The organism is Paenibacillus sp. FSL P2-0089, from assembly GCF_038595095.1.
Lineage (GTDB): Bacteria > Bacillota > Bacilli > Paenibacillales > Paenibacillaceae > Paenibacillus_AQ > Paenibacillus_AQ silagei.
The window spans coordinates 1,116,858-1,129,471 of sequence record NZ_CP152006.1 but is presented as its reverse complement, the minus strand read 5'-3'; the positions used below and the strand labels follow the sequence as shown (position 1 = coordinate 1,129,471).

Genomic DNA, 12,614 nt, shown 5'->3' with positions numbered 1-12,614 from the left:
AGAATCACTTTACCGAGCGAACCATGATAATGGACCATGTGCCGGTGCGCAGCCAATCGTGTTCGGTTTTCCGCATACATTCTGTATATGTAACTCGTAATCAGGGCGCAGCCAGGCAGTATCGGCTGCGCCCTTTTACTATGCGAGCATGGCCTTCTTGTCAGGAGTGAGAACGCAAAAGTACCGGTGATTTAATCACCGGTACGGGAAGTTTATTTTACAGTATATGTACAAAAAAACATACGTTTTCCTTGCGTTAACTATAAAATTAATATAGCACAGAAATGTCAACATAACAAGCATTTTTATGGAAAATGAAGAAAATAAATGATTCTCCCCCTGTCAGCCTGTCGGCAAGGATCCAGAAGGCGCCCGACGCGGCTGTCCCCCTCTCCTCCCCTGATGATATGATCTTCTGCACGAAGGAGGCGACTGATATGCAAATTAGACTGAGAGATATCCGTAAAAGCTTCAAGGTGTACAAACGGCCCGAAGGAAAATGGGGACTGCTGAGAGGAGCGTTTATGCGGAATGTTACCCAGGTGGACGCGCTCGGCGGCATCAGCTTTGATATTGAGGAGGGTGAACTGGTAGGTTACATTGGCCCGAACGGCGCCGGCAAATCCACCTCCGTCAAGGTAATGAGCGGCATCCTGACACCCGACAGCGGAGAATGCACTATCTTGGGCAAGATTCCATGGAAGCACCGCGTAGAGCATGTATCCCGGATCGGCGTTGTGTTTGGCCAGCGCTCACAGTTATGGTGGGATGTTCCGGTGGCAGACTCTTTTGACGTGCTGAAGGATATTTATGCCATTCCTCCAGGCGACTACCGCTTAAGATTATCCGAGTTATCGGCAACACTTGGTGTGGAAGCGCTCTTAAGGACTCCGGTGAGACAGCTTTCGCTCGGGCAGCGGATGCGATGTGAGCTGGTGGCAGCACTGCTGCACCGGCCGAAGCTTCTCTTTCTGGATGAGCCAACCATCGGACTTGATGCGGTATCCAAGCTCGCGCTGCGCAATTTTTTGAAGGAAGAGAACCGTAAGTACGGGATTACGATGCTGCTGACTACACACGATATGGACGATATTGAGGCATTATGCGAGCGGGTCATGGTGATCGGGCACGGCCAACTGCTCTATGACGGGCAGCTCTCAGGTCTGCAGCAGAAATATGCGCCGGAGGTCGTCATGAAAGTGAACACGGATGCGATGATTGCTGCTATGTACAATGACTTGGCTTTGGGTTAAGCCCATCCACCCATCAGGAGGTGCACAATGAACTTTAGATATACATGGCGGGCCTGCAGCTCCCTCTTCCGAATCCGCATGGCAGAAGGGCTCCAGTACCGGGTGTCCGCTATATCTGGCACGATGGTCGGTGCGTTCTGGGCGCTTATAGAATGTGTGCTGTTTACCGTGTTCTATACATACAGCGAGAATGGCTCCTGGAACAATAACGGACTCAGCCTCCCTCAGGCCATATCCTATGTTTGGCTGGCTCAGGGGCTGTTTGTACTCCAGAGTATGAACATCGACAGCGAAATTATGGGCAAAATCAACAACGGCGACGTCGGTATCGAGCTGTGCCGGCCCATGAACCTGTACACCCACTGGTTTGTTAAAAGCTCGGCCGGCAAGCTCGGCACCAGTTGGATCAGGGGGCTGGCCACCGTACTCGCCGGGCTCCTGATGCCTGCCGGGTATGCCCTAGGGGGCCCTGCCTCATTGCCTGCACTATTCTATTTCCTTCTGTCGGCGGTTATGGCGTTTGTGCTGTGCTCAGCCTTCGCTATGCTTGTGACTGCGATCCGGCTGAATATCACTTGGGGGGACGGACCGACCTATATGCTTCTACTGCTAAGCGGCATATTGTCCGGCACCTACCTCCCCCTGCGGCTGTGGCCTGATTTCATGCAGACCTTCCTATACCTGCAGCCGTTTGGCGGATTCGCCGACATCCCTCTGCAGCTATATATAGGCAGCGTCGCTCCTGCCGCCGCATTGCCCGGCATCGGCTTACAGCTCCTCTGGAGCCTTATCTTTATCGCGGCGGGCCGGATGATCATGAAACGCAGATTACACAGCATTATCGTCCAGGGAGGGTGAGAGTAACGTATGCTTGCTGAAGGTAAAATTTATTGCAAATACTTGCGGATGCATCTGCTGTCCGGCATGGAATATAAGGGCTGGTGGCTGATGCTGATTCAGGTGCTTACTGTGGTGATCTCCGATCCCATAGCTACCGTCCTGCTGTTCTCCCGCTTTGGTAATATCGGCGAATGGACCGTCGCCCATATCATTCTGGTGTACTCGCTGGCGGTGGCTTCCTTCGGACTTGCCGAGAGCGTATGCCGCGGCTTTGATTATTTCCCGTGGCATCTGCTGCGCTCCGGCGATTTCGACCGGCTGCTGCTCCGCCCGCGGTCCCTGTTCGTGCAGGTCGCCGCTTCCAGATTCCATCTGCACCGGCTGGTCCGGCCGTTTACAGGGATCTGTGCTGCGGGCTGGGCGCTGGGACAGCTCGGCGTTCCCTTGACGCCCGGCAGACTCGGCATTCTGGCGATGGCGCTGGCCGGAGGCTGTCTGATGTACTGCGGAGTGTTCGTGCTAACCTCAGGTCTTGCTTTTTTCACGATCAAAGGGCTGGACTGGATCTTTCTGCTGACCAACGCCAGCTACCAGATTACCCGCTGCCCAGAGCCCTATTTGCCGCGAATGCTAAAATCCGTGTTCAGCTTTGTGCTCCCAATGCTGTTCATCAGCTTCTATCCGGCGGCCACCGTCTGCGGCTGGGATTATCCCCGCTGGCTGGGCTTCCTCTCGCTTCCCTCTGGAGCTGCCTTCCTCGGAGTGTCTCTGCTGGTATGGCGCATAGGCGTGAGGCATTACAAAAGCACGGGGAGCTGAGCTCCGCTGAAGCTGACAACACAAAAAAAAGCACCCCGGGACCATGAATCTTCCAGGGGTGCTTTTTTCTACCAGTTTCTTTTACACAATCGGGTAAGAACAGCAATAATCAGTTAATGCGAATACTTCCAGGGCAAACTTGGAGTTGCCGGGAACATGGAAGGTTTCCGCTCCGTCAATGTCCTTCCACACTTCAGTACCGGGAAGCAGCACCTTAAGCTTGCCGGAGAGAATCTCCATCGTCTCGGGGCCATCGGTGCCGAATTCGTATACGCCAGGCAGCATAATGCCGAGTGTCACCTTAGTGCCGTCTTCCAGTGTAACTGTACGGCTGGTCACTTTTCCGTCGTAATAAATATTGGCTGCTTTTTGAATTGTCGCGCCTGTAAACTGACTCATGTGCTTATTCTCCCCTTTGTCGTTAGATCCGTCTATTATAGCAGCGCTTTTACGCGGCTGACTACATTTTCTACAGTGAAGCCATATTCTCTGATTACGGTGTCGCCAGGGGCGGAAGCGCCAAAGGTAGTGATTCCCAGAATGTCACCCTGGTCGCCTGTATAACGTTCCCAGCCGAAGGTTTGCGCCATTTCGATAGCCAGACGGGCTTTCACTTCAGGCAGGATAACGGAATCGCGGTATGCTTTATCCTGCTTCTCGAACAGATCCCAGCTCGGCAAGCTGATGACACGAACATCAATGCCTTCTTCGGCAAGCGCAGCCTGAGCCTTAACCGCCAGCTGTACTTCAGAGCCTGTAGCAATGATCTGTGCCTGTGGAGTGCCGTTCTTGGAATCAGAGACCACATACCCGCCGCGTTTGATGTTATCGCGTACACCGTCTACGGTTCCAGCCAGGATCGGCAGGTTCTGACGGGTCAGGACCAGTGCTACCGGATTGGCGGTATTCTCCATAGCGTATGCCCAAGCTGCAGAGGTTTCGTTGGCATCAGCCGGACGAATGACCGTCAGACCCGGAATGATACGCAGGGAAGCAAGCTGTTCAATCGGCTCATGGGTAGGACCGTCTTCACCAACAGCAATACTGTCATGAGTAAGCACATAGGTTACCGGCAGCTTCATGATGGAAGCCAGACGGACAGCCGGACGCAGGTAATCTGTGAAGACGAAGAACGTACCGCCGAACACCTTAAGACCAGTGTGCAGTGCAATCCCGTTCATGGCTGCAGCCATTCCGAATTCACGTACGCCGAAGTAGATGTTACGGCCGTCATAGGATTCTGAGGTGAACTGGGACAGACCGTTCAAGTGCGTCATGGTCGAGCTCTCCAGATCGGCAGAACCCCCAACCAGCTGCGGGATACCGCCAGTCAATCCGTTCAGCGCATTACCGGAAGCCACACGGGTGGATACGGCTTTGTCTTCTGCTTTGTAGAACGGCAGATTGGCATCCCATCCTGCAGGAAGCTCACCGCTTAGTGCAGTTTCGAGCTGTGCAGCAAGCTCAGGGTATGCTTTTTTGTAGGCTGCAAATTTCTCATCCCATGCTTTGTTAGCGGCGATTCCTTTGGCCTTCACTTCAGCGAAGCTGGCACGGACTTCATCCGGTACATAGAAATCTTCTTCATATACCCATTTGTAGTATTCCTTCGTCAGCTTCGTTTCATCAGCACCCAGCGGGGAGCCGTGGGTACCGCCGTGGCCGCCTTTACCTTGCTTGTTCGGGCTGCCGTAGCCGATGACTGTCTTCACTTCGATCAGCGTCGGTTTGCTGCTGTCTGCTTGAGCCTCTTCAAGAGCCTTAGCCAGTGCAGGAAGATCGTTACCGTCTTCTACGCGCAGAACCTGCCAGCCGTAAGCTTCAAAACGCTTAGCAACATTCTCGGAGAATGCAAGGTTGAGCTTGCCGTCTAGGGAGATATCATTCGAATCGTACATTACAATCAGCTTGCCCAGCTTCAGGTGTCCGGCAAGTGAAGCAGACTCGGAAGAGATCCCTTCCATCAAATCACCGTCGCCGCAGATGGCGTACGTATAATGGTCAATCACGTTATGTTCATCTTTATTGTAAGTCGCACCCAGCTGCGCTTCAGCCATTGCCATACCAACAGCCATACCGATACCTTGTCCAAGCGGACCGGTTGTCGCATCTACACCGGCAGTGTGGCCGACTTCCGGATGTCCCGGAGTTAAGCTGCCCCATTGGCGGAACTGCTTCAATTCTTCCATAGGCAGATCATAGCCGCTGAGGTGCAGCAAGCTGTAAAGGAGCATGGAGCCATGTCCGGCAGACAACACGAAGCGGTCACGGTTGACCCAAGTCGGGTGGTCCGGGTTATGATTCATCGTCTTGGCGAACAATTGGTATCCCATAGGTGCGGAGCCCATCGGCATACCCGGATGTCCGGAGTTTGCCTTTTCAATGGCATCAATGGCAAGTGTACGGATTGTAGTGATGGCCAGGTTGTCCACCGTTGAGTTTTCTTCTTTATGAATGGCTTGATCTTTTGCTTGTTCAGTCATTACAATAATCCTCCTCGAATCAAGAATGTCATTTTGACTATTATTGTATCACGGAAGTGGAAGCATTTCCAATTGTTTTTGCTGCAGCTTATATTTAGCGGCTTCTGCCGGGTCTATGCACGCCTGTGCCAGATTCACGGTGCTACAGGAGGTTCTTTTTTGGAGATACGGATAGGAATCCAGAAACTTAGCCTTAAGTCTAGTTTCTAATTAAGACTAAAGTTTGTTTTACAAAGCGGATTTATACAGTAAGATGGAAGTACCTCAGCGGAATTTTAGCCGGATTATCCATAATTTCCAGCAGAAAGGAATTCAGAAGATGACTGCAAACAGAGACATTTATATTGTGCTGACCGGAACAGGCACGGCCTTCAGCGGAATTATTAAATGGTTCACCAAAGCGGAGCTGAATCATGCCTCGATTGCTTTTGACAGTGAGCTGCGTGAGGTCTACAGCTTCGGCCGAAAAAAAGTGTACAACCCGTTTATTGCCGGACTTATCCATGAGAACTTCATCCATCCGTTCTACAACAGTGCAGACTGTGCCATCTACCAGCTCAGAGTCAGTGAGGAAGAGTACAATACTATGTATAACCATGTCCAGGGTATGATGCAGAATCAGGAGCGTTATAAATATCATCTGCTCGGTCTGGTCGGCGTACTGCTGAACATCCGGATTGACCGGGAGAATGCTTTTTTCTGCTCCCAGTTCGTCGCCTCTGTATTGGAGGAAACTACTGTTCATCCGGTAGCCAAGCCCTCCTGCTTCGTCACTCCGGAGGATTTCGCTTCATCCCTGTGCGCCCACAAAATATTCAGCGGCAAACTCTCTTACTATATGGACCGGAGTCATTCTGCGGACCTCAGAAGTTCCAGTCTACATAACCCCCAAACTACTAATCCGGCAGATTTTGCGGCCCCAAGGCTGCGGCTGCATGAAGAACGGACCGAGGGAATCGTCTGAACGATCACCCTCCGCCCGCTTGATGCCAAGTAAAACAAAATCACAGTAGTACATAAGGCATAAGGATTGCGTCCCGCGTTATTTTACACGATGGCTCTGATAATATTCTGTCCAATCTCCGAGAATCGTTACTGCCACTGTATCCACCTTGGTCTGGTACTCATTAGTTGCGGTAAAGGTAAAAGTAACAGGACCATCCGGCAGCTGTTCGAACGATGGGTCGGCCAGCTCACCCGTCCATAAGGTCTTTTCACTCCCGGTCGGACTCAGCGCCGCCGTGTATCCTCCAGTCATTGTGACTTGCACGGTATCCGGTAGTCCGGTAGCTGTCCCCTGCAGCACAAATTTCTCGCCAGCCCAATAGACACTATACCCCCGCGGGCTTTCAGGCGAGCCGCTCTGTTTCAGATTGTACGCCTGACGGTTGCCATTCCACTCCTCTGTATGACGGACAGCCCCCTTGATGCTAAGCAGGTTAACCATAAAGTACTTTCTTGCGGACACAACACTCCACTCAAATCCATCGAAGACCTCAACTTCTACAGCATATTTTTCGTACTCTGCTAAGGCTCCATCCGGTACCTTCCATTGTTTTGAACTGGATACCTGGTCACCGGATTGAACTTTGATTGCACCGGTTGCCATATTAATAATTTTCACTCTGAAGCGCTGCTGCAGATCGCCGTCCTCATCCTGGTAATCCCACTTGATGATCGGTGTCAGCGTGCTGGCAATCGTTGGCTTGTTGGGACTATCACTTGTCGGATAGGTAATCGTGACCTTAGGTAACCGGTTCAACACGGTAATGCTATGGGACAGCTCTCTGAACAGTCCCAGGGAGTCCGTAACGAGCTGCCGATACGTAAAAACACCGTTTGAAGTAAACTTTTTGTTAAAATCGCCTTCTGTGCTCACAAGCCCCTCTACACCAGCCGCCGGTTTCAAGAAATACTGATGACTTATGGTGTCTCCTTTCGGAATATCCTCATCTGTTGCCGTGCTCTTGATATTAAGCACATCCGTCCGGTAGATCGGTACCTTCGTGGCATCTTTTCCTGTATCCGTGGTTAAGGTGAATCCTGGCTTCGGCGGGTTGTCGATGATGAACATTTTTTCATTGGAAATCTCCGACCAGGAGCCCTTGGAATACGCCCGCCCCAATACCGTGAAGTACTCGAAGCGATTGAATGTTGGGTTTGGAACTTGATACTGACGGATCGATCCGCTGCCATCTGTATTCTCTACCGTTTTCTCCAATAGCCCTTCTTTGGTGAAAAATTCAAGCCTGTACTTTTCCTGAGGATCATTCTCCGGATCGGAGTAGGTCCACTGAATCAACGGGTCCCCCTGCTTCTCTGCATCCAGGACCGTTGGGCTCGCGGTTGTACCCGGAGGAGAAGTGATCGTCATGGACGGGGCTTCGTTTTTGATTACATTCACTTTGAGTGACTCAATATTTGACTTCGCCCCAATCTGGTCCACTGCCCAATGTTCCAGGGTGTATATCCCCGGTTCCGGGAAGCTGATTTCGATGCTCGGCGTCTTATATAATTTGGTGGTGCTGTCGCTATCTGTCACCTTCCAAAAATATTGAAGACTGGCGATATCCGATGGATCATCATCATGATCTGACGATGTATACAGCTTCGTATCGAACTGATACGCCGTTGCAGGACCATTAATGGCGGCCGTAGGCACATGGTTGAGGACCTTGAACATCCGTGTCGCATTCGAGGAAAGCGATCCGTCAGAGGCGGTCAGGCGCATTTCCCAGCCATCTGAAATGGCTTGTTGCTGTGATATGCCGCTACGTGCGATCAGGTCCCGGATGGTCATCACCTGGTTTCGGTTACCCCCGGCGTAATAATATGGGCTGTTATTTATTCTGGCGTTCCAAGCATAGCTCAGCCAATCCCCGTCCTCGTCCGGATCCGGTGTCATATTCTCCATGGTTATGACAGTGTCCCGGTACACTTCCACCGGCATATTGAAGGCTGCTGCTGGGGGATGGTTTATAACTTGTACCGTTTGGCTGTAGGGCTGTGACCATAGGCCGCGGTTATCATGGACCTGAAGCGTCAACAGATACGTCCCCACGCCGTAGGCAGCGATATTCGGCGGCACCGTTGGATTGCCCCAATGGCTCCATACCTGCTGCCAGCCATCCTTAATCACTGTCCAGCTGTATACATCCAGTGGATCATTGTCCGGGTCGAAGGACTTGTCCGTGATTGTGGTAGCCTTACGGTACGATACGATGTTGGGCTCGACGGTGAACAGCGCTACCGGCGGCAGGTTGCCGGCTGCCCCTACCGTTTGCTGCGACCAGTCACTCCAGACGCCAATCCCATTCTCGCCATCGATGTCCCGCACTCTTAGCCGGATATCATACTGGTCATTAGTCGGTAGCTGTGCCGGCGGATATCCATCCGTCCAGACCTGCCCTTCTGTCTTCTTGTATTGCCATTGCCAGTCCATGATCCCTTTATTGGAGGCGGTGACATGATCCAAATCGTAGGAGCTGTCCGTGATCTGCAGCCAACCGCCTGACAGCCTGGCACTGAATAGCGCAATTGGCTTGCGGTGCACATGGAAGGTCATCGAAGACAGGTTATTCCGGCTCCATTTCCGGTACACATCGAACCGGTCGTCATCCTTGGGATTGTCGCGACCCTGGAACGTGGCCACGTAGGAACCGCTATACGGGAAGGTCGTATAGGGTGAACTTCGCCATAATCCAGAATCCCAAATGATCCCCATCGAATTATCAAAAAAGTACGGGTCATGATCGAACCGATACCGTTCTTCCCGCTTAGGGTCCCACTCCGAGTCAAAGAATTTCGTCCTTGTTTCCACTGGTGTATTGACCAGGACAAACGACTTGTTCCTCATCTGCTGTTTGACATTAATCGTAAGCGCCGCCTTCGCCGTCATTCCCGAAGGGTCGGATGCCGTGATGTTCACGGTGTAGGTTCCCGGCGGGATCGAGTCTTGCAGCACGTCCAGTGGGATATTGAATGGTTTGGACAGCTTGGCTTGAGGCACCACCGTCTTCTTGTAGAAGACACCAGGGATCTCGGCGGTGACGGTAACGTCCTCGTTATCTGGATCGCTGACATACCCCTCTATGTTGATTCCGCTGAGGCCCGGAGCATTAACCAGCGTAATTCCATTCGCTGTTCCTACGGACAGGCTAGGGGCATAATTGGGTATCAATTGAGCTACTCTAGTCATGTACGGCGACCACCAATAGGTTTTCGTCCAAGCCAACACTCGAATGCGGAACATTTCTGGATCTTTATCTAGTCCTGGCGTATAATCACTTGGCTGATAATAGTTATATCCTTGTGCATACTCATTCGGATAGGTGTTCGCCATCAAGTTCCGTATATTGGACATATCTACATCAATAACAGCAGGCATATAATATCCTTGAGATGCTACTGCATTGGTGTGTAACTTTCCCCAATCTGCTGACCAGTTATAATACTGACCATAAAAGTCAGGTGTTCTAGGATCATTACAGCTCCAGTTATTATCATCACCATAAGCATTTCTGTTTAATTCATACTGGTACGCCTCTTTGGTATAAATGGAACTACACATTTCGATTTCCATGGGCTCCGTATATCCGCCCCAATCAGGCCTCCCCGTTGTATAGGTGACATGCAAGTTAGAGCCTGGAACAATATCATAGGTCATTCTTTTGGTCGTTTTATTAAATTTAAGATTGGTTACCTTCAGAGCAGGGAAATCAATGACAACCTTATCATCCTGATTGGCATGTCCCCCTCGCCCAGCTTCAAAGACAATATCCCGGTAATAAATGAAATTGTCCTCTGCCGCCTGCACCGTACTGGCCAGTCTCGTCATTTCGACAACTGGCTGCGGCAGTGCGGGAATGAGCAGCAAGTAGGCCATAAGCAAAATGATACTTCTCTTGAATCTCTTCAATGTCTGCCTTCCTCCCCTACAAGTCCCAATCGACTTCTGGCGCGCGGTTATCTATTTCTACCGTCCGCTCCACCAGCGCTTGTTTGATCGGATCGGTATACGAATCTGCAGAACGCCGATCCGCCTCCGTCACGTAATCCTCAATGGTCGGTTGACCAAACTCTTCAAAGACCGTCAACCGGATCTCGTATCTCCCCACCTGAGTCAATTCCAGCTTAGGATTAATCTCATTTTCATTATTGAAGATCTCCCAATTCTCATCGGTAAACCGCCCGTCATTATTGGAGTCGTACCGATACTCCCAGATTCGACGGTTCAGGACGTCCTTGTCTGTGGAAAAGGACCTGTCCGTAATTTGGATGATCGCTCTATTCCCCTTCTCCGGGTCCCGATACATTTTTTGGGCAACGTCAAAATACACACTTGGGACTTCATCCGGTGCAATATCGAACGTGATTTCCCCATCTGCACCATAGCCGGCTGTATTCTCAACATGAATATTTGCTTTGTATTTCCCTGGCTTCCGGAAGAGAACGTCCTTGCTCTCCAGCTCGGCCAGACTGCCGCTGTATTTGATATCTGCATTAGTCCCGCCGCTGACTGCGCTGATCGTGACCTGAGTTTTAGACTTAATGATCGGGAATCGTGTCGGGCTTGTGCTGCTGTTGGTGAGCGTGGTTTTCCGGTTCTGCTTCAGCGATCCGGTGATCTCCAATGTTGCGGATGGAATCGGTTCAATGACCGTTACCTCGGTACTGGTGCTCCCGATCAGCCCGTCATTATCGACCACAGTAAGACTGATGGGGAATGTCTGACCGACCTTATCCCGTGTGTACCAGACATAACCTCTGGCCGTATTTTCAATCCCGCCTTCTGCTCCAGGAGTTCCCCAGGCATAATCGGTGATATAACCGTCCGGGTCGGAGGAATTTCCTCCATATACCATCATGTCAGACCCGGCTTTGACATACTTGGGTGCGCTGATCCGGGCAATCGGTGGCTTGCCCTCGGGCTTGGTCGGCTTGTTCGGTACGGATGGATAGCTGACCGGATTGTCCTTCTTGTACACCCCGGCCGAGACTTCCATTTTCTGCTCCAGGGACGTTATCGTCCCCGTCTTCGTAATGACCGGATTCTTGAACCGAATGATTACCGTCAGCGCGTAATCCTGCTTGAAGCTGTCACTGGTCACCCGGCTGGCCGGGATCTGGAAGTCAAAGCTTTTCGATGCGGTGAGCATTTTTCCGTATTCTTTCTTCATGTCAGCCTTCGCTGAACCGTCTTTTTCTTTGGCATAAAATACCCATTCTTCGATGTTAGAGGAATTTGTGTAACCCAGCAGCTCCCCTTTAACGTTGATCTTCACATCGACCTTACTGCCCTCCAGCTTGATTGGGTTTGGACTCGGCTTCTCCAGCGTGGCCGTTCCGTTTAGCGTAGCTTGGTCAGGTGGGGAATAATCAAAGGTGACCGAACCGGCGTAGCTGTAGGATGTGACTTTGGCTTCGGCGTTGAAGTAGTAGGGGAGGGTCACGTAATATAGCCTTCCCTCTACCCACTGTCCTTTAGGAAAGCTACCTGATACTTGCTCAGGCTCAAAGAGTTTAGAAGGAACTGTATATGTAATCACGAATTTACCGTTCTTAACACTGACGTTTCCAGTATCGCCTATAAGATCACCCTGATTAAGCTTAATGCTAGATTGAATCACACTACTAGATGGAACCGGAGTTTGATTCAGCTTATACCAGGTTGCTGCACTAGGATTCACGGGGTCCGACTTCGTTGAAACCGTTGTTTTAGGTGGTATTGCAGATGGCGTTCCGTAATCGTCTGCGTTTTTGTTGTAGCTTACATTGTAGCCCTTGTCCTCTTTGTAATCGTTGATTTGCCAGCGCCGCCCATCAGCATAGCGCCAGATGGAGTTTCCGGGGGTGCTCAAAAAGGGCTTTGTAAACAGTCCATCTTTTCCCACCACAGGAAAGGTCTCATCCTTCACATTTCCCTTCAGCGTGACCTTGATCTTCCCGTTCTCAATGGTAATCGCTCCTACAGTACTGTTATTTCCTAAATATTTCAATGTCCCTGATTTAATCGCAGGGCCGGTGACCCCGCTGGGCAGATCCAGATAAAACGTCTTGGCACTATTTCCTGAGCCGGTTAACCCGGTTGTCACCGGTATGCTGACGCTGCCTTGCTTAGCCCCTGTACTCTCTGCAGAATAGGTGAGAGTTGGCACAAGTAACCCAAAAGCTAACAGGATAACCATTGCGGCAATCCAAAGTTGTTTAGTTCTCATTT

The 12,614-nt window shown here is 51.1% G+C and carries 8 protein-coding genes; 4 read left to right on the top strand and 4 right to left on the bottom strand.

Annotated elements, in window-relative coordinates:
- Positions 1-437 precede the first annotated feature (437 nt).
- Genes NST69_RS04710 through NST69_RS04700 form a run of 3 tightly spaced genes read left to right on the top strand, consistent with a single transcriptional unit; the run spans position 438 to position 2,912 of the window.
- Complete coding sequence (locus NST69_RS04710; RefSeq protein ID WP_235191955.1) at positions 438-1,253, top strand: ATP-binding cassette domain-containing protein; 816 nt, start codon at positions 438-440, stop codon at positions 1,251-1,253.
- A gap of 27 nt (positions 1,254-1,280) precedes the next feature.
- The gene (locus NST69_RS04705) at positions 1,281-2,111 is read left to right on the top strand and encodes a hypothetical protein (protein WP_340978784.1); all 831 of its coding nucleotides are present in this window, start codon (positions 1,281-1,283) and stop codon (positions 2,109-2,111) included.
- Positions 2,112-2,120: 9 nt separating this feature from the next.
- Entirely contained in the window at positions 2,121-2,912 is a 792-nt protein-coding gene (locus NST69_RS04700) for an ABC-2 family transporter protein (RefSeq protein ID WP_036727554.1), read from the top strand.
- 81 nt (positions 2,913-2,993) lie between these two features.
- Here NST69_RS04700 and NST69_RS04695 read toward each other — a convergent pair whose 3' ends face one another.
- Together NST69_RS04695 and tkt are read right to left on the bottom strand one after the other, a co-directional pair.
- Positions 2,994-3,311, bottom strand: a complete 318-nt coding sequence (locus tag NST69_RS04695) for a pyrimidine/purine nucleoside phosphorylase (RefSeq protein WP_339254261.1) — start codon at positions 3,309-3,311, stop codon at positions 2,994-2,996.
- A gap of 35 nt (positions 3,312-3,346) precedes the next feature.
- Complete coding sequence (gene tkt, locus NST69_RS04690) at positions 3,347-5,395, bottom strand: transketolase (protein WP_036727551.1); 2,049 nt, start codon at positions 5,393-5,395, stop codon at positions 3,347-3,349.
- A 319-nt stretch (positions 5,396-5,714) separates the two neighbouring features.
- Between tkt and NST69_RS04685 the strand changes: the two genes are divergently transcribed.
- On the top strand, positions 5,715-6,359 hold the full coding sequence (locus NST69_RS04685; protein WP_342548627.1) for a hypothetical protein: 645 nt from the start codon (positions 5,715-5,717) through the stop codon (positions 6,357-6,359).
- Positions 6,360-6,437: 78 nt separating this feature from the next.
- On the opposite strand, the gene NST69_RS04680 is transcribed toward NST69_RS04685, so the two are convergent.
- Together NST69_RS04680 and NST69_RS04675 are read right to left on the bottom strand one after the other, a co-directional pair.
- On the bottom strand, positions 6,438-10,313 hold the full coding sequence (locus NST69_RS04680; RefSeq protein ID WP_342548626.1) for a hypothetical protein: 3,876 nt from the start codon (positions 10,311-10,313) through the stop codon (positions 6,438-6,440).
- A gap of 16 nt (positions 10,314-10,329) precedes the next feature.
- Entirely contained in the window at positions 10,330-12,612 is a 2,283-nt protein-coding gene (locus tag NST69_RS04675) for a hypothetical protein (RefSeq protein ID WP_342548625.1), read from the bottom strand.
- Positions 12,613-12,614: the final 2 nt, after the last annotated feature.